Raw genomic sequence first — 19313 nt, forward strand, 5'->3', positions numbered from 1 at the left:
ATAGGATAACATATTCAGCTTTCCGACATTCAGACGTGGTCACACTTGTCAATGTCTGTTAAAATGAGTAATAGTCCTTGAGACGTTTAATTAGAAAATAAGGAGCAGGATTTTTCAGTGAGACCGATTGATTCAAAAGAGAAACCACAAAAGCCGAATCGTGCGAAATCAAACATTCCGTTTCGGCTGAACTTATTATTCTTCATTGTTTTCCTGCTATTCGCAGCTTTAGTAGGGCAGCTTGCTTATCTGCAAATTATGTATGGTTCTAAATTCTCATCCAGCGTTAACTCAACGGACCAAACAACGGTCAGCGGCGCTGTGCCACGTGGGATGATGTACGATACGAAAGGTCGTGTCCTGGTCGGCAACAAAGCCCAGAGTGCGATTACTTATACAAAAGGTGCTGATACGCTGTCGACGCAGATGTATGCCGTCGCCAACAAGTTAGGTACTTATATTACTGTTGATACAGACACTTTGACCCCGCAGGATAAGGCCGATTATTACTTGGCGGATGCCCATAACCTTAAAACGACGAATGCCAAATTGCCGAAGTCGCAAAAGGTGGATTCATCCGGTAGCGAACTCGCTGAAAAAACAGTCTATAAGAATCAGATTGCATATGTCGAAGCCCATCATCTGGATGAATTGACGGCCACGCAGAAAAATGCAGCGGCGATTTACAAGATTATGAATGGGGCTTACCAGATGTCGACGGTGTACATCAAAAACAGCGGTTTGACCTCAGCAACGCTGGCCAAAGTCAGCGAACATCTGACCGAACTGCCTGGTGTCAGTGTCGGGACCGATTGGGAACGTTCCTATCCGAACGGGGAAGGCATTACCAGCATCATTGGGAATGTCTCCACTGAAAAGCAGGGGCTGCCGTCCGATCAATTAACGGAATTGCTGTCCGATGGCTATTCACGCAACGACCGGGTCGGGACCAGCTACCTCGAAAAGGAATACCAGTCAATTTTAAGTGGGACCAAGTCGCAGACGGAAGTTAAAACGAATTCTGAAGGTTCGGTTAAGAGTACGAAGGAAGTTTACGCTGGCAAGAAAGGGGCCAGCCTGAACCTGACGATTGATTCGAAGTATCAGAATCAGGTTGAAGCAGCACTGAAGAAGGAATTCAAGGCGGCCGTCAGTGACGGTGCGGCTAAATATTCCGACGGGGCCTATGCGATGGCGATGGACCCGAATACAGGGGCTGTCTTAGCCATTGCCGGGGTCAAGCAGAACCGCAAGACGGGTAAAATTACCGATAACGCCTTAGGAGCGATCAACCAGACCTTCGTTCCTGGGTCGGCGGTCAAAGGGGCCACGGTCATGGGAGCGCTGATGGATGGGGTCATTACACCTACCAACAACACGCAGTCCGATGATGCCATTTACCTGCCAGGGACAGCGGTCAAGAAGTCCGTTTACCCAGTTGGGACGTTCACATCGTTGGATGCGGTCACGGCGCTCGAAATTTCGTCGAACATCTACATGATGCGTTTGGCCATGAAGGAAGGAAATGCGAAGTATGTTGCCGATTCGTCCTTCAGTATCGACCATAACATCTTCGCGACCGAACGTGGCTACTTCAACCAGTTCGGGCTCGGCGTCAAAACCGGAATCGACCTGCCCGGCGAAGCTTCGCCATACATCGGGTCGACGACGAACTCCGATGGCTCGTTCAAATCAGGGTCGGCCCTCGATTTGTCCTACGGAAACTACGATGCCTATACCGTTGTTGAATTAGCTCAATATGTTTCGACAATCGCTAATAACGGGCGGCGGATGCAGCCGTACGTCGTTAAATCGGTTGAATCGACGTCGAACAACGGCAAGAAGGGACAAGTCGAATCGGTTACCATGCCGAAAGTCATGAATACCGTCAATGCGACGAAAGACGAATTCAATGTTGTGCATAAGGGCTTCTATGAAACCATTCATGGGACCAATGCCTGGGCAACTGCGACTCGTTTGAAGAGCTTGAGCCCATCAGCCGCCGCTAAGACTGGGACAGCCCAGACGTTCGCCCATACGGACCCGGATAATGATAACAGCAAGCAGGTCGAGACGATGAACTTAAGCCTCGTTGCTTATGCCCCTTACAAGAATCCGAAGGTTGCCATCGCCTTGATTTTCCCGAATATGACGGATGAAGACGGGGCCTACAACACCGTTCTCGGCAAGGAAATGATTAGCGACTATTACAAAGACTACAATATCAAGTAAGTGTCTCTTTTCAAGGTCTTAAAAAAATGCTACAATATAAGCTGTCTAAGATTTCGGAATGAGAATTCACTTAGCAAAAACAACTCAACGGATGGGGAGGTTCTATCATGCGTGTCCACATTACATTAGAATGCACAGAATGTCATCAACGCACATATCTGTCAAGCAAAAACAAGCGGAATAATCCAGATCGTCTGGAATTAAAGAAATACTGCCCACGTCAACGCAAAGTGACAGTTTACCGCGAAACAAAGTAAATTAAAAAAGACAACAGGATGCGTCCTGTTGTCTTTTTTATAGGATGAAAGGAGGCCGTTCGATGGAGAAAAAGCAATTACGGCAGGATTTAATCAAAAAGCTGGTCAAACTCAGCAAGACGCCCGATAAGCTCAAGCAGGAACAGGAGCTTTATTCCAAACTCTATCATGATCCGCAGATTCAAAAGGCCAATACAATCGGCATCACGATTAGTCAGAATATCGAGGTCGATACGAAACCGATTATTACCCGTCTGCAGGAGCTGCACAAATCGGTGGTTGTTCCACGCACTTTGGCCGAGCACCAGATGAGTTTTCTGCCGTACGTCGGCCTCAACAATATGGAAAAGAGCGATTTCGGGGTGTGGGAGCCTAAGTGGCTGCCGGAAGCCCGAATCGATCCGCCGGATGTTGTTATCGTCCCTGGCTTGGCTTTTTCCAAACAAGGGCACTGGCGAGTCGGCTTTGGCGGCGGCTATTATGATCGGTATATCGCCAAATACCAGCCGAAAACGATTGCACTGGCCCTGCCGGCGCAGACGTTCGATGAGCCATATTGGGACGTCGCTGACTATGATCAAGCGCTCGATCAGATTTATTTTGTCAGTGAATAGTTTGTCTTCGCAGTGGGTGGTCAGCCCACGATTTTTCATGTATAATATGGCAGGTGAAGCGAATGAAAACACTTTATGATGTGCAACAATTACTAGCGAAATATAATATTTATGTTCATTTAGGCAAGCGAATCTGGGATATTGAACTCATGGCATTGGAACTCGACCATATTCATGACGCTGGACTCATTGACGCCAAAACGTTTAGTACGGCACGCATCATCTTGGCACATGAGCATCATCGGGAAGAAAAAGACCCGTTAATCAATCCAACTGAATTGGGGGAAACACACAAATGAACGACAAGAAGCTGATCGGGATCGATTTAGGCGGTACAACGACTAAATTTGCGATCATGACTGAGCAGGGTGACGTTCAGCAACGGTGGAGTATTGATACCGACATCATGGATGAAGGCAGTCACATTATTCCAAATATCGTTGATTCAATCAATCACCATCTGCAGATTTTTGACATGGAACCAAAGGACTTTATCGGAATCGGCATGGGTTCGCCTGGTAGTGTCGACATCGACGCCGGCACGGTAACTGGTGCTTTCAACCTGAACTGGAAGGGCACCGTTTATCCGAAGCGTGATATCGAAGCCGGAACTGGGATTCCCTTTGCAATCGATAACGACGCCAACGTTGCCGCATTAGGCGAACGCTGGAAGGGTGCCGGCGATAACGCCCAGGACGTTGTCTTCATCACCTTAGGCACTGGTGTCGGCGGCGGAATCATCATGAACGGCGAACTGCTGCATGGTGTGGCCGGTTCTGCCGGTGAAATCGGCCATGTGACCGTTCAACCGCAGGGCGGCTACCTCTGCACTTGCGGCAAGCACGGCTGCCTCGAAACAGTGGCCTCCGCAACTGGTGTCGTTCGAGTTGCCCGTGATATGGCTGAACAGTACGCCGGCGATTCCAAGCTGAAGAAGATGCTCGATGACGGGGACGAAATTTCCTCCAAGATTGTCTTCGACTTAGCTGCAGAAGGCGACCCATTGGCTGTCAAAGTCATGGACCGTGTGATGTACTACCTCGGTTTAGCCGTTGCCAACGTTTCCAACACCTTGAACCCGAAGTACGTCATTATCGGCGGCGGTGTTTCCAACGCCGGCAAGACGTTGCTTGACCAAACGACCAACTACTTCAAGCAGTTCACATTCCCGAACGTCAAGAATACCACGACCGTTCGTTTAGCAACCCTTGGCAATGAAGCCGGTGTTATCGGCGCCGCATCGTTGGCATTACAATATAATAATTGAGAGCGCTACAGAAGTCGGGTTTTGACTTCGTTGTAGCGCCTCCGCAAGGCCTTCTCGATGGAGAAGGCTTTTTTTGTATATTTCAGCACGAGTGCCGATTTGCTTTGTTGCGCTTCTTCATTAACGTGTTCCATAGTGCCAATCACTGCGTCCAGCTCACTTTTCCTTAGATTCAGAATACGAATCTAGCGTCAAAGTGGTGCTGCGACTCGTGATTTACCCGCACTTTGTCACACTTCTTCGTTAACGTGCTCCAAAACACTGATTCTGGCGTTTAGGTTGTTTTTCCTTGAATCCAAAAACTGGATTCGGCGTCAAAACGTCCCTAATCCGCAGAATCAACTCGTGTTTTGTCGCACTTCTTTAAAATAGGTCTAGTCAACCTGCTGTTTTTTCGGTAGAATGGAGCTTGAAGAAGTTATGAGAGGAAGTACATACACGTGGTTAATTTAGCAGCAATCAAGGTTACGCCGTGGCTAATCATCAATTTGGTCCTGATTGGGATTATTTTATATATGTTCGGGAGCTGGCTGTACTATAGGGTTCAGCGCAAGCATTTAGGCGGCGAACTGAGTGAGGAAGATTTCGAAAAGACGATGCGGAAAGCACAAATCATCGATCTTCGGGAAAAGAAAGATTTCAATGCCAACCATATTCTGGGGGCACGGAACATGCCGTACACGACTTTCCGGAATACGTATGCAGAATTACGGCCGGATTTGCCCGTTTATTTATATGAATCGGGCACAACGTTAGCAGTTCGTGCGACTCGGATGCTCCGCAAGAAGGGGTTCACCAACGTCAAGTGGCTGGCTGGCGGTTATGAAGACTGGACCGGCAAGACCAAGACGGGTAAATAAAATTCATTGTATAATAAAGAGGCTCGGACGTTTTGTCCCAGCCTCTTTATTTTTAAATCATTAGTTGTTTTGGTGAGCGGCCATACTCTTGCGAATGGCACGTTTGCGATTGTCAATCAAATCGGCGCCTTCATCAACAGATGGGGCGATGAATTCTTTGACAACGTCTTGCTTGAGGGCCAAGGCTGCGCCGGCTGCAGCACCTGCAGCTAAGGCTAAGCCGAATAAGGTGCCGTTAAAAAATGCTAATTTTTTCATGGTCATACCTCCTTATGAAGTTCACCTTTATTATTGCTTATTTTTACAAGAATATCCAGTCGAATTCACAGAAAGGGTGCGGAAAAGAAAATGAAAAAAGTATTGGTAATTATGGGACCCACTGCTGTCGGGAAAACGGCACTGGGAATCAAGCTTGCCCAGCGGTTCGATGGGGAGATCATTTCCGGCGATGCCCTGCAGGTGTACCGTAAACTCGACATTGGAACGGCGAAAGCGACGCCCGCTGAGCAAGCGGCCGTGCCCCATCATCTGATTGATATTCGGGACTTGAATCAGCGGTACAGTGCTTATGAATTTCAGCAGGAGGCCGGCCAGCTGATCGACCAGCTGACGACGGCACACCAACTGCCGATTATTGTCGGCGGAACCGGCTTTTATATTCAGGCGCTTTTGAAAGGACTGACGCTGGGCGGCGATACGAAGCAGGCCGAACAGGATTTCAGCGAGCGGCACCAGTGGCAGAATTATCTCAGCGAACACGGGCCTGAACAGTTATGGGCGCAATTGCACCAAGTCGACCCAGCAGCGGCGGCTCAGATTCCAGTCGGCAATACGCGTCGTGTCATCCGGGCCCTCGAGGTCTATGACAAAACAGGCCGGCCGATTTCAGCTCAGCACACGGAAGCAGGTTTCCAATACGATGCCAAAATCATTGCCCTCAACTGCGACCGGGACTTGTTATATGAACGAATCAATTTGCGGGTCGACCAGATGATGGATGCAGGGCTGCTGAAGGAAGCCCGCTACGTCTATCACCACCGGCAGGAAAGTCCGCAGGCACAGAAGGGAATCGGCTATAAGGAGTTTTTCCCGTATTTTGAGGGCCAAATTTCATTGGCAACGGCGGTCGAAACGGTTAAAAAGAATTCGCGTCACTATGCGAAACGGCAGCTGACCTGGTTGCGGCATCAGCTGCCCTGTGAGTGGTTCAATCTGGTCCAGCACCCCGAAGAACTGCAAACGGTCACTGCAGATGTGGCTGGGTGGCTGTCAACGCCTTCAATTTAGAGTACAATGAAATTGAACAATGAGATGGGAGTGGATAGTATGTCATGGGAAAGTCAGTATCCGGATGCTTTACGTCAAAAAGTGAGTGCCGTCGACAAGGAGATTGCGGGGCGTTTGTCTGAAATCGATGCGCAGGCCTTGGATAATCAGGCCAAGGTTCTGCAAGCCTTCAAGGACCAGCATGTGTCCGAAAGCAATTTTGCCGGTACGAATGGGTACGGCAACGATGATGAGGGCCGTGATACCCTCGAAGCCGTTTATGCAGAAGTCTTCCATACGGAAGCTGCTTTAGTGCGGCCGCAGTTTGTGTCCGGCACCCACGCGATTGGGGTGGCCTTGCTGGGCAACTTGCGGCCGAAAGACCAGCTGCTCTACTTAACGGGCGAACCATACGATACTTTGCAGCAGGTCGTCGGTATGGCCGGCAATGGGAACGGCTCGCTCAAAGAATTCGGCATCGGGTTTGATTTTGTGCCGCTCAAAGAAGACGGCAGTGTTGATTTCGAGCTGGCCAAAACGAAGATTAACAAGGACACCAAGATGGTCGTCATTCAACGGTCACGGGGCTACGATGTGCGGGAAAGCTTCACGGTCGCCCAAATCAAAAAGATGATTGATTTTGTGAAAGCAATCAATAAAGACATCATCATCTTTGTCGATAATTCTTACGGTGAATTCTCCGAACGGGAAGAACCAACGGATGTCGGCGCTGATTTGATGGCTGGTTCGCTGATTAAAAACCCAGGCGGCGGTTTGGCCCAAACGGGGGCTTATATCGCCGGCCGGGCCGACTTGGTCGAAAATGCCAGCTACCGGATGACGGTGCCTGGTATTGGGACCGATGAAGGGGCCACCAACGACCAGTTGCGCTGGATGTTCCAAGGTTTCTTCGAAGCACCGCATGTAGTGGCCCAAGCCATCAAAGGGGCCATTTATGAAGCAGCATTGTTGGCTAAGCAAGGTCTGCAAGTCAGCCCGACTTGGGATGAAGCCCGGACTGATTTGATTCAGACCATTACATTCGGCAATCCCGATGACATGGTCAAATTTGCCGGCGAGATTCAGCACAATTCACCGGTCGATTCCTTTGTGACGCCGGTTCCGGACGAAATGGCGGGTTATGAAGATAAAGTCGTCATGGCCGCTGGGACGTTCGTTCAGGGTGCCAGCATCGAGTTTTCGGCAGATGGTCCGATTCGGCCGCCGTACATCTTGTACTTGCAGGGTGGTTTGACGTATGAGCACATCAAGATTGCGATTACCAACGCCGTCAACGAAACATTCTATCAACATCAATAATTTCAGCAAAAGAGTCCTGTCAAAGGGGCTCTTTTTTTGTATGCAAGGGAGCAACAAGTTGTGAAAAGTCGTTATGTTTATCTTTTGCACACAAATGGAGTAGGGTAACTTATGAAGATGAATTGTGAAATGATTAGCGGTGTATCCTCATCATTACATAATGCTCGCTCTATTTTCCACAATGTCATTTTGGCAAGTATATATGATTCTGGAACAAGGAATGATTGATTGAGGGAGATTTTTGAGATGAAACATGTCACAAAGCAGCAACGTAAATTGATGCAGGCTGAAAGTACCACTAAAACACATTATAAAATGTATAAAGCAGGCAAAAATTGGTTATTTGCTGGTTTAAGTGTTACTTTGTTAGGAACAGGAGTCTTCTTAACACAGCCAACACTGGCACAAGCGGCGGTCCTAAATAGTAGTGCGCCGACAGAAGTCGCGGTTCGTGCGGCTAGCAGTGCAAGTTCACAGCCAGCCAGCAGTGCTTCTTCAAATGCTTCGTCGGCAACAGCTTCTTCAAGTGCGGCAAGTTCAGCCGTAAGTTCTTCAGCAACAAGTAGCAGTGCAACGAGTTCAGCAGCAAGTTCGTCTGCAAAGAGCAGTGCGGCAAATTCAACCGTAAGTTCTTCAGCGGCAAGCAGCAGTGCGGCAAGTTCAGCCGTAAGTTCTTCAGCAATTAGCAGCAGCGCAACAAGTTCAGCGGCAAGTTCGTCTGTAAAGAGCAGTGCGGCAAGTTCGGCCGTAAGTTCTTCAGCAATTAGCAGTAGTGCGGCAAGTTCAGCCGTAAGCTCTTCAGCAACAAGCAGCAGTGCAACGAGTTCGGCGGCAAGTGCCGGCAGCAGCACCAGTGCAGCCGGCGGTTCAAATACCGCTGCCTTTTCGAGTGCTGATTTTAGCAGCAGTGCGGCTAATTTAAGTAGCGTTGCGGATGCTGCGGTGAGTTCGGCAGTTCCTGTTTCAGAAGCGAGCGAAGCAGTGAGTGCGGATTCAGCGGCGACGATTACGGCACCAGTGTTGTCTGGTTTTCCGGTGCTCTCTAATTTTTATGTTCAACCGGATGGCTCATATGTCCTCTATAACGCCAAATCAAGCATGTGGCTTGGTATTTATGAAGGTTTAGGATCAGGCTGGCAAGCGTATGGCATTTACGTCATTTTACCAAGTTCCTTTACGAGTACCTTAGCGGATGCACAGACTGCTGCGGATTCCATGCTGGCGGAGATGCAGTCTTCCGGCGAGTTTGATAATGCGACTTCGGTCACGGCTTATCAATTAGCCGATTTGAAGGGTCGGCAGGTTTTCTATTTACGTCCCAATGATGGGGCGGTCTTTAATGGTGCCCCTGGTACTAGCGCTGCGAAGATTTCGTTTAAATTTAATTTCACCACAGCGGCGGATACGAGTTCGACCCCAGAATCAGTCACAATGAATGCCAATACATTGGCCGACATTTCTAAAGATGTTTTGTTTGCTGGGACTGGTAATTATACGTCGGGCGGTTTTTATACCACTGTTTCGACGAGCTCGTTAGGCATGACAGATGCACCTGATGCGAACATTGCCGGCATCGTCTATTCGGGAATCAATCGGATTCTGACCTATACGCATGTTGCTGTTTACGATACCTATACGGTTGTCGATAAAGATAAATTAGATGCAAATGGCAATCCGACCGTTCTCAAAGTGATTCAAACGCAAACAGGCCAGGATGGGACTACTTACAGTCGTGATGGGCATATCACATTGTCAGGACTAGGACTATCTGGGACGCAGTATTCACAAAGTTCGTTAAGTATCAATGAAGGGACCTTAACAAGTACACAAACCTTTACGCCTAGCAAGTGGTCAGTGGATAATCCTGGTACAGCTGTTTTAGGGACGAATTATACGATCACGGTTGGCGAAGTGCATACCAGTCTGAACGCACAAAGTACAACTGGCAGTATTGCTGGACCGAATCAAACATGGACGCCGGCGGATAACTTTGTCAGCGCGACTGACATCAATGGGAAGGCATTAAGCGTTGATGACGTGACGGTTTCGTATCCAGATGGCAAGGTTGATCCAACGACACCAGGTACCTATACGATTGTGTACAGCTACACCGATCCGCAGGGAAATGCGGTTTCGCAGACAGTGACCGCAACATTCAAGCAAACGGCGGCTGCGGTTAATTCTAACGATGCGACGCTTATCGCTGGGCCGGATAATACCTGGAATCCAGAAATGAACTTTGTGAGTGCAACGGCAGCAGACGGTACAGCGCTCACCTATAACCAGATTACGGTTGAAGGTGCCGCTCAAGTCAATACGACGACACCGGGAAAATATGCTGTTGTTTATAGTTATACGGACAAATATGGCAATACAGAATCGAGCACTGCAACGATCACAGTGGTGGCTTCACAAGCAGCTGTCAATGTGCATGACACAACTTATGTTGCTGGTCCTAATAATACGTGGACGCCGGCCGATTCCTTTACGAGTGCGACTGATGCTAAGGGCAATGCGCTCGATTTGTCTGCCATGACGATTTCTGGCGCAGCTCAGGTTGATTTAACCACTGCTGGCACTTATCCGGTCACTTTCTCCTATACAGATAGTGAAGGCAATACGATTACTAAAACAGCCGATGTGAATGTGGTCGCCTCAAAAGCAAATATTTTCGGCCATAGTTCGACTATTTCAAATGGTTCGGCGTGGTCGCCGCTTGATAATATCGACGGTGTCGTTGATATGGATGGGAATACAATCGCCTCATCAGCGGCTACTTCAACGAATAATGTCAATGTGAAGGTGGCTGGCAATTATACCGTTACGTATCAGTATACCGATGGTGCCGGTAACGACATTACGAAGTCATATACAGTCACCGTTTCGAATTCGCAATCGACGATTTATGCCCATAATAGTAATTTGCCGAGCGGGGCAGCTTGGACGGCAGCCGATAACTTTGATGGGGCCACCGATTCTAACGGGGATGCGGTGCCGTTTTCAGATGTGACTGTTTCTGGGACGGTCGATCCTGCTACGGCCGGCAGTTATCAAATTACGTACGGATTTACAGATGTTTCCGGCAATGCCGTTTCCAAGACAATCACCGTTACTGTCGGCGATTCGCAAATGAACATTTATGCCCATAACAGCGAAGTCCGGATTGGGTCGGCTTGGACTGGGTCCGATAATTTCGATGGTGCGACCGATGTGGACGGCAATACTGTCGCTTATTCACAAGTGCAAGTGGACGGGTCTGTGGATACAAGCAAGGCCGGCAAGTATAATGTGACTTACACGTATACCGATGCGAATGGCGAATCCATTTCGAAGACGATTGTAGTCACCGTCGCCGATTCACGTTCAGCCCTGTATGCCCATGACAGTTCTCTTGGGATTGGGGCACAATGGACCGCACAGAATAATTTTGATGGTGCCGTCGATGCAAACGGGAATGCCGTTTCATTTGCCAATGTCACCACGTCGGGGACAGTTGATACTTCTAAAGCGGGCGTCTATCACGTTACCTACCAGTTTACCGACCAATCCGGAACGGTGATTGCCAAGACAGTGACCGTGACGATTGCGAACGCTAAGACCAATATTTATGCCCATAATAGCGAAATTGCCAATGGCTCCGTTTGGACACCAAGTGATAACTTTGATGGTGCCGTCGATGAAAATGGGAATAATGTTGCTTATGGAGCTCAAATTGCGACGACAATCACAGATGCCAAGGGGAATCCCCAGACGGCAATCGATACGACGAAAGCCGGCACTTACAATGTCACCTACAGTTATACCGATGCGACTGGTGAAACTGCTTCTAAGACAATTATGGTCACCGTGGATCCGACAGCGGACAAGGGTTCGATTGCGGGACATGATTCAACAATCGTAGCTGGAGCAGCTGCCACTTGGCAGGCACAAGATAATTTAAATGCCGTTTATGATGAAAATGGGAATCCAGTGGCGCTGGATTCTAGTGCGATTACGACTTCAGGAACGGTTGATCCGCACACGCCGGGCAACTATCAAGTGACTTACACGTATACGGATGGCCGGGGCATTCAGCACACCACCACTGTCAATGTCACAGTTGTTGCCACTCAAGCAGCTATTTATGGTCACGACAGTACTATTTCAATCGGTTCCAGCTGGTCGGCGGCCAACAATTTTGACGGGGCCACGAATGAAAACGGGGATGCGATTGATTTTGCCGATGTAAAAGTGACCGGCACAGTTGATACAAGTACAGCCGGCACTTATCAGATTCAGTATTCATACACGGATGAGGCTGGCAATGCAGTTACGAAGACCGTTACGGTGACGGTTGCAGATTCGCATGCCAGTGTTTATGCCCATAATAGCGAAATGCCGATTGGTTCGACTTGGAATCCAGAAGATAACTTTGATGGGGCCACTGATATCGAAGGCAATCCAGTTGACTTCAGCAGCATTAAAGTTGCCGGGACGGTCGATACCACTAAAACAGGTCCGTACCAAGTCACATATTCCTACACGGATCAGGCCGGCAATCTGATTTCAAAGACAGTGGCGGTCACAATCGGCAATTCGCATTCAAACATTTATGCCCATAATAGTCAACTCGGACTTGGTTCAACTTGGACGGGGTCGGACAACTTTGACGGGGCGATGGATGCCAATGGCAATACCGTTGATTTTTCTAAGGTGACGGTTACAGGCAGCGTTAATACCGCCAAGGCTGGCAGCTACGATATCGAGTACAGTTTTACGGATGTCACTGGGGTGCTGGTCACAAAGACGGTAACGGTGACGATCGCTGATTCCAAGACAAGCATCTATGCGCATAATAGCGAAGTTGCCAATGGCTCTGTTTGGCAGCCAGAAGATAACTTTGATGGTGCGGTTGATGAAAATGGAAATAACGTCAGTTATGGCATCTTGATTTCAACGACGATCAAAGATGAAAACGATGCGGCCCTTTCAACAATCGATACGACGAAAGCCGGCACTTATCAGGTCACCTACAGCTATACGGATATTTCTGGCGAAACGGTTTCTAAGACAGTCCAGGTGATTGTTGCGCCAGCCGCAGACCAAGGCAGTGTAACGGCGCATGATTCTGAAATCGTCGCCGGTCCGGATGCAACTTGGAGTGCGTACGATAACTTTACCGGTGCGACTGATGAAAATGGCAATCCGATCGTTTTTGGCTCTGAAAAGATTACGACAACTGGAACGGTTGATCCGCACACACCGGGTACGTATCAAGTGACCTACACGTATGTGGATGGTCGTGGGATGACACACACATCCGTTGCGACGATCACAGTGGTAGCGTCACAAGCCAATCTCTATGCACACAGCAGTGAAATTGCCAATGGGTCGACTTGGAATGCTGAAAATAACTTTGATGGGGCCACCGATGAAAACGGCGAACCAGTCGATTTTAGTCACGTCACAGTCAGCGGCGATACCGTCAATCCGAATCAATCCGGCAGTTATCATGTGATTTACACGTACACCGATCAAGCTGGTAATACGGTTACGAAGAGTGTCACGGTCACAGTTTCTGACTCGCAAACCAATATTTATGCCCATAATAGTGAACTGCCAGTCAATGCTGCTTGGTCGGCCGCTGATAACTTTGATGGGGCTACCGATGCAAATGGGAATCCTGTTTCATTTGGTCAGCTGAGTTCGGTTGAAGGAACCGTGAATACAAAGGTGCCAGGTGCCTATCAGATTACCTACACGTATACGGATACAACTGGCAAGACAGTTGCTAAGATGATTACGGTTACCGTTTCCGACTCAGTGGCGCAGCTATATGCGCATGATAGCGAAGTGGCGATTGGGTCGACGTGGAATGCGGCCGATAACTTTGATGGGGCCGTTGATGCCAATGGCAAGACGGTTGCTGATTCGGCAATTACAGTCAGCGGCGATACCGTTGATACGTCGAAGCCAGGCGCCTATCACGTCACTTATACGTTTACGGATGCATCCGGTGAAACGATTGCCAAAACAGTAACGGTCACGGTAGCTGATTCGAAAGCAGCCATTTACGCCCACAACAGTCAAATTGCCAATGGGGCGACCTGGAATCCGGCCGATAATTTTGACGGTGCAGTGGATGCAAACGGCAATGCGATGAACTTTTCAGCAGTCACAGTAACCGGGACGGTTGATTCTAGCACAGCTAGGCGATTATCAAATTACCTATCACTTTGTGGATGCAACTGGCAAGACAATTGCCAAAACAGTGATGGTCACAGTTGGGGACAAGCTTGACCAAGGGAGTCTGACTGCACATGATTCATCCATGGTGGCCGGGCCGAATGCAACTTGGCAGGCGCAGGATAATTTTGACGCTGCGACTGATGAAAACGGCAATGCAGTCGCTTTTTCCAATGTAACTGTGACTGGCACGGTCGATTCGACGAAGCCAGCCATTATCAGATTACTTACACGTATACAGATGGTAGGGGCGTTGAACATGCCCAGACGATCACTGTTACAGTGGCCGCCTCAAAAGAAAATCTGTTTGCCCACAATAGCCAGATTGCCAATGGGGCAACTTGGAATCCGGCCGATAATTTTGACGGTGCCATTGACGATAATGGCGATTCGCTCGACTTTTCAAAGGTCACAGTCAGCGGCAGCGTCAATACCGCTGTTGCCGGCAATTATGCCGTTACCTACAGCTATACGGATACCGCCGGAAATACAGTTTCCAAGACAGTGACAATCACAGTCAGTGACAAAGCGGTTGATCATTCGACAATTTATGCGCATAATTCAACGATTTTGAACGGTTCGACTTGGAATGCCGCCGATAACTTTGATGGCGCAACGGATGCGAATGGCGATCCAGTTGATCTGGCCGACATGACAGTCAGCGGTACCGTCGACACAGCCCAAGCTGGCAACTACAACGTTACCTACAGTTACAAGGATGTTGATGGCAAGACAGTTTCAAAGACAGTCACAGTGACAGTTGGCGCCAAGGCTACGGACCATTCGGCTATCTATGCGCATAATTCTAATATTTTGAACGGTTCGACTTGGAATACCGCCGATAACTTTGACGGTGCAACGGATGCGAATGGCGATCCAGTTGACCTGGCCGACATGACAGTCAGCGGGTTGGTCAACACAAGCAAGCCAGGCAATTATCAGGTTACGTACAGTTACACCGATGCAAATGGCAAGACGGTTTCAAAGACAATTACACTTTATGTGGTTGAATCGCACCTGTCAGTGGCCGGCAAGGATTCAACCCTTACTCAAGGCACAACTTGGAATCCGAAGGACAACTTTGTGAGTGCGACCGATGAAAACGGAAAATCTGTTGCTTACGGAGACGTACAAGTGAGCGGGTCTGTCGATTCTGCAACCCCTGGCAAGTATAATGTGGTTTACACTTATACAGATAAAGCCGGTAATTCGGTTTATACAATCATCACTGTCACGGTGAAAGCGAATAGCTCCACCGAACCAACAGTACCGCCGACAACAGCGCCGACTAGTGCACCGACGACAGCGCCGACAAGTGCACCGACAACAGCGCCGACTAGTGCACCAACGACGGCACCGACAAGTGCGCCAACGACAGCACCGACAAGTGCGCCAACGACAGCACCGACAAGTCAGCCGACAAGTGCACCAACAACAGCCCCAACTAGTGCACCAACAACAGCGCCGACGACAGCCCCAACTTCACCAGTGCAGGCTGAAGAAACGATTACGGTTAAATATGTGGACGTTACTAATGGTGCGATATTGGGAACGACAAGCATTACTGGTAATGAAGGCGATCATGTGACAACAGCCGATGTGGCCAAAGTTAATGCAGCAATCGATGCATTGATTCAGCAAGGGTATCAGGTGGTTACTCGTGCAACGGAATACAGTCCGATTTCGACTGAGACAATTTTTGCGGCAGATACCGCTGCAAATCAATATCTCGTTCACTTTGTAATGGAATCGGCACCAACAACAGCGCCGACAAGTGCACCGACGACAGCCCCAACTAGTGCGCCAACTAGTGCACCAACGACAGCACCGACAAGTCAGCCAACGACAGCGCCAACTAGTGCACCAACGACGGCACCGACAAGTGTGCCGGCAATGACAGCGACCACAGGTGCAACGGGTTCGGCAGCGAGCGTCACAGGTCAGGCAGCTGCTGCTCAATCTGAAGCACAGCAAGTGGAAAGTAATTTGCCAGCGGCACCTACGAATGCAGCCCAGACCGGAAAGAAACAGGCGAATGCATTGCCGCAAACGGGGGATGCACAAGAGACAACTTCGGCCTTCGCTGGCTTGGGGATGACGTTGATGGGTTTGCTAGGTTTAGCAGGTCTGCGGCGTAAAAAGCATGATGAGCATTAAAGCTGTTTGAAGAAAGAATCTTATTCTGAAATGAAATCAATTTCGGAATGAGGTTCTTTTTTAATTGGTATAGGTCAATTTGAAAATAATTTAAAACAAATGTGAGAAAAGCTGACATAAATCCTTGACGGCCCTATTCTCAAAATGCTATCATGAAAACAGTTTTGAGGGGGAAGGCGTTATGAAGGAAAAAGAGCTGCGAAGAACACTGGCTGTTCTTCCGATTGGTACAGTCATTAAATTGACTGATTTGACCGCCCGCCAGATTCGTTACTATGAGGAACAAGGGTTGGTCACGCCGAAACGGAATAAAGGCAACCAGCGGATGTATTCATTGAATGACGTCGATCGTTTGCTTGAAATCAAAGATTATTTAGCGGACGGCATGAACATCGCCGGGATTAAATATGTGTATCAGCAGCAACAGGCTGACCAGCAGGCGCAGAAACAGCGTCCCGTCACCGACGATGATGTCCGCCGCATTCTCCATGATGAACTGCTTGCGGCCGGCGGACTCGATCACCATGATCAACGCGCCAGTTTGTACCACCAGAATCCGAAAAAGTAGAAAAAACCAAGGGAGTTTTCAAGAATGGTTAGAAAAGATTACACCAAAGAGGATATTCGTCAAATCATCAAAGAGGAAAACGTCCAGTTTATCCGTTTGATGTTTGCTGACATCAATGGAATCGTCAAAAACGTCGAAGTGCCGCTCAGCCAACTCGATAAAGTCTTGAATAATAAAATTATGTTTGATGGGTCGTCGATTGATGGCTTCGTCCGGATTGAAGAGAGTGATATGTATCTCTATCCCGACCTGTCGACATTCCTGGTCTTCCCATGGACAGCCGATCAAGGCAAAATTGCCCGCCTGATCTGCAGTGTCCACAATCCTGACGGTACACCGTATGAGGGCGACCCCCGCAACAACTTGATTCGGGTCCTCCAAGACGCCAAGGATGCTGGGTATACGGCATTCAACATTGGGCCGGAACCCGAATTCTTCTTGTTCCAGCTCGATGAAAATGGCAAACCGACTTTGCAGCTCAACGATGAAGGCAGCTACTTCGATTTGGCACCGCTGGATCTCGGCAGCAATGCCCGCCGTGATATGGTGCTCGAGCTCGAGAAGATGGGCTTTGAAGTCGAAGCCAGCCACCATGAAGTTGCGCCTGGCCAGCAGGAAATTGATTTCAAGTATGCCAACGCTTTAGAGGCGGCCGATAACATTCAAACTTTCAAACTGGTTGTGAAGACGATTGCGCAGAAGCATAATCTGTATGCGACCTTCATGCCGAAGCCGCTGTCCGGCATCAATGGGTCGGGGATGCATATGAACATGTCCTTGTTCAATCAGGATGGTAATGCTTTTTACGATGAAAACGGCAAGGGCAAGATGTCCGATTTGGCGATGCACTTCATGGCCGGTATTTTGGAACATTCGCGTGCCTTGACCGCCATCAACAATCCCATCGTCAACTCTTACAAGCGTCTGGTGCCAGGCTTTGAAGCACCTGTATATATTGCCTGGTCCGGCCACAACCGCTCGCCATTAGTTCGGATTCCGCAATCACGTGGCGTCGGAACTCGGCTCGAATTGCGGAGTGTCGACCCAACTGCCAACCCATACTTGTCGATTGCGGCTATGCTGGAATCCGGCTTAGACGGTGTGCGGGCCGAAACCGTGCCAGCTCCAGCAATCGATCGCAATATTTACCAAATGAGCGATGAAGAACGCAAAGCCAACCACATCAGCGATTTGCCGTCGACCTTGCATAATGCTTTGAAAGCTCTCCGTGACGATGAAGTCGTTCAAAAAGCAATCGGCGACCATATCTATCACAGTTTCATGGACGCTAAGAGCCTTGAATGGTCCAGCTACCAGCAGCAAGTTTCGCAGTGGGAACGTGACCAGTATCTGCATCAGTACTAAGCGTGCGAATCGGAACTGGAAACATGTTTCGGAAGCGGCAGAAATCGTTCTTTATCAATAAATCATTCGTTTTTATCTCAAAATCGTATCAGAAGAGCCGTAGCTCAGCTGCGGTTCTTTTCTTATGGCATGATATAATGGAAAAGTTGATTTTGAAATGAAGGGAATTCAGACCATGAAAAATGAGAAACATCTATTTGGCAGTCAAATCGGCACTGGAATCACGTGGGCGCTGATTGCCTCGACCCTGTGGGGAATCTCGGGAACGGTGCTGCAGTTTATTTCGCAGGGCCAGGCTATTCCAGCGACGTGGTTCCTTTCGGTGCGCACACTGGGGGCCGGCGTCATTCTGCTGGCACTCAGCCTCATTAAATACGGCAAGCGGACGTTTGCCATTTTCAAAACACCGCGATTGATTGGCTGGTTATTGGCCTATGCGATTTTCGGCTTAATGGCGAACCTGTTCACGTTTTATATGAGCGTCCAGACGGGGAATGCCTCTGCGGCGACGATTCTGCAGTATTTGAGCCCGTTATTCATCGTGCTGGGCGGGATTTTATTTTTGCATGAAAAACCGACCCAGGTTGATTTGATTACGTTCGGACTGGCGCTAATTGGGGTTTTCCTGGCCATCACGCATGGCGATATCCATACCCTGGCGATTCCGCTGAATGCCTTGATTTGGGGGATTCTATCCGGTCTGACGGCGGCTTTTTATGTCGTTCTGCCCCGGCCGATTACCAGAGAAATTCCGCCGATGATTGTGCTCGGCTGGGCCTTGATAATTGCAAGTGTGCTGTTTAACTTGTTCCATCCGGTGTGGGTGGGTGTGCCGGCCCTGCATGGCAGCACGATTCTGGCGATTGCGACGGTGATTCTGGTCGGCACAATCCTGCCGTTCTTGGCGTTATTGCATGCTTCGAACTTTGCGCCGTCGTCGGTCATCAGCATTCTGGATGCCGTTCAGCCGGTTGTGACGTTCATTTTGAGCCTGTTGTTCCTAAATCTGAAGTTCAACTGGGTCGAATGTCTCGGTGCGATTATTGTCCTGATTGCCATTTATATCTTGCAACGGTACCGGACAGAAACCGATTAACAGCCTGATACTTATCATTACGCAAAAAGAGCCGCAACTTTTTCAGTTGCGGCTCTTTTTTTAAATCATTTCAAATCAACGTTAGT

At 49.0% G+C, this 19313-nt stretch carries 14 protein-coding genes and 2 pseudogenes; 15 read left to right on the plus strand and 1 reads right to left on the minus strand.

The features are described from left to right. Nucleotides 1-117 precede the first annotated feature (117 nt). The 6 genes from IV40_RS00385 to IV40_RS00410 all read left to right on the plus strand — a co-directional run bounded on the left by IV40_RS00385 (nucleotide 118) and on the right by IV40_RS00410 (nucleotide 5230). Nucleotides 118-2232 (plus strand): peptidoglycan D,D-transpeptidase FtsI family protein, encoded by a 2115-nt coding sequence (locus tag IV40_RS00385; protein WP_420843251.1) that lies wholly within the window; start codon nucleotides 118-120, stop codon nucleotides 2230-2232. A 107-nt stretch (nucleotides 2233-2339) separates the two neighbouring features. Continuing rightward, nucleotides 2340-2489 carry a 50S ribosomal protein L33 gene (gene rpmG / locus IV40_RS00390; RefSeq protein ID WP_057768245.1) on the plus strand — a complete coding sequence of 50 codons (150 nt, stop codon included), beginning with the start codon at nucleotides 2340-2342 and terminating at the stop codon, nucleotides 2487-2489. Nucleotides 2490-2551: 62 nt separating this feature from the next. Then, nucleotides 2552-3103 carry a 5-formyltetrahydrofolate cyclo-ligase gene (locus IV40_RS00395; RefSeq protein WP_057768248.1) on the plus strand — a complete coding sequence of 184 codons (552 nt, stop codon included), beginning with the start codon at nucleotides 2552-2554 and terminating at the stop codon, nucleotides 3101-3103. Nucleotides 3104-3165: 62 nt separating this feature from the next. Continuing rightward, entirely contained in the window at nucleotides 3166-3402 is a 237-nt protein-coding gene (locus IV40_RS00400) for a YqgQ family protein (protein WP_057768250.1), read from the plus strand. After that, on the plus strand, nucleotides 3399-4370 hold the full coding sequence (locus IV40_RS00405) for an ROK family glucokinase (RefSeq protein ID WP_057768253.1): 972 nt from the start codon (nucleotides 3399-3401) through the stop codon (nucleotides 4368-4370). The genes IV40_RS00400 and IV40_RS00405 overlap by 4 nt, the downstream gene beginning before the upstream one ends. A gap of 515 nt (nucleotides 4371-4885) precedes the next feature. Continuing rightward, nucleotides 4886-5230 carry a rhodanese-like domain-containing protein gene (locus IV40_RS00410; protein ID WP_057768803.1) on the plus strand — a complete coding sequence of 115 codons (345 nt, stop codon included), beginning with the start codon at nucleotides 4886-4888 and terminating at the stop codon, nucleotides 5228-5230. Nucleotides 5231-5290: 60 nt separating this feature from the next. Here the strand turns inward: IV40_RS00410 and IV40_RS00415 are convergent, their stop codons facing one another. Next, nucleotides 5291-5488, minus strand: coding sequence for a DUF3042 family protein (locus IV40_RS00415; protein ID WP_057768256.1), 198 nt, complete (start codon nucleotides 5486-5488; stop codon nucleotides 5291-5293). A 90-nt stretch (nucleotides 5489-5578) separates the two neighbouring features. On the opposite strand from IV40_RS00415, the gene miaA reads away from it, so the two are divergent. From miaA to IV40_RS00455, 9 genes and pseudogenes are all read left to right on the plus strand, one after another. Then, nucleotides 5579-6517 (plus strand): tRNA (adenosine(37)-N6)-dimethylallyltransferase MiaA, encoded by a 939-nt coding sequence (gene miaA, locus IV40_RS00420; protein ID WP_057768259.1) that lies wholly within the window; start codon nucleotides 5579-5581, stop codon nucleotides 6515-6517. 39 nt (nucleotides 6518-6556) lie between these two features. Next, nucleotides 6557-7816 (plus strand): methionine gamma-lyase family protein, encoded by a 1260-nt coding sequence (locus IV40_RS00425; RefSeq protein WP_057768262.1) that lies wholly within the window; start codon nucleotides 6557-6559, stop codon nucleotides 7814-7816. Nucleotides 7817-8131: 315 nt separating this feature from the next. Then, nucleotides 8132-8176: pseudogene (locus IV40_RS11000) on the plus strand (KxYKxGKxW signal peptide domain-containing protein); the annotation flags it as partial. Nucleotides 8177-8797: 621 nt separating this feature from the next. Continuing rightward, nucleotides 8798-14095 (plus strand): bacterial Ig-like domain-containing protein, encoded by a 5298-nt coding sequence (locus IV40_RS00435; RefSeq protein WP_057768268.1) that lies wholly within the window; start codon nucleotides 8798-8800, stop codon nucleotides 14093-14095. After that, nucleotides 14070-14240: pseudogene (locus IV40_RS11005) on the plus strand (bacterial Ig-like domain-containing protein); the annotation flags it as partial. The gene IV40_RS00435 and the pseudogene IV40_RS11005, both read left to right, overlap by 26 nt. Before the next feature lie 83 nt (nucleotides 14241-14323). Further along, nucleotides 14324-16198, plus strand: a complete 1875-nt coding sequence (locus IV40_RS10655) for a bacterial Ig-like domain-containing protein (RefSeq protein WP_057768271.1) — start codon at nucleotides 14324-14326, stop codon at nucleotides 16196-16198. Nucleotides 16199-16379: 181 nt separating this feature from the next. Beyond that, nucleotides 16380-16766 carry a MerR family transcriptional regulator gene (locus IV40_RS00445; RefSeq protein WP_057768274.1) on the plus strand — a complete coding sequence of 129 codons (387 nt, stop codon included), beginning with the start codon at nucleotides 16380-16382 and terminating at the stop codon, nucleotides 16764-16766. A 24-nt stretch (nucleotides 16767-16790) separates the two neighbouring features. Beyond that, nucleotides 16791-18131 carry a type I glutamate--ammonia ligase gene (gene glnA, locus IV40_RS00450; protein ID WP_057768277.1) on the plus strand — a complete coding sequence of 447 codons (1341 nt, stop codon included), beginning with the start codon at nucleotides 16791-16793 and terminating at the stop codon, nucleotides 18129-18131. A 175-nt stretch (nucleotides 18132-18306) separates the two neighbouring features. Then, nucleotides 18307-19227 (plus strand): DMT family transporter, encoded by a 921-nt coding sequence (locus IV40_RS00455; RefSeq protein ID WP_057768280.1) that lies wholly within the window; start codon nucleotides 18307-18309, stop codon nucleotides 19225-19227. Nucleotides 19228-19313: the final 86 nt, after the last annotated feature.

Source organism: Lactobacillus selangorensis (assembly GCF_001437205.1).
Taxonomy (GTDB): Bacteria; Bacillota; Bacilli; order Lactobacillales; family Lactobacillaceae; genus Paralactobacillus; species Paralactobacillus selangorensis.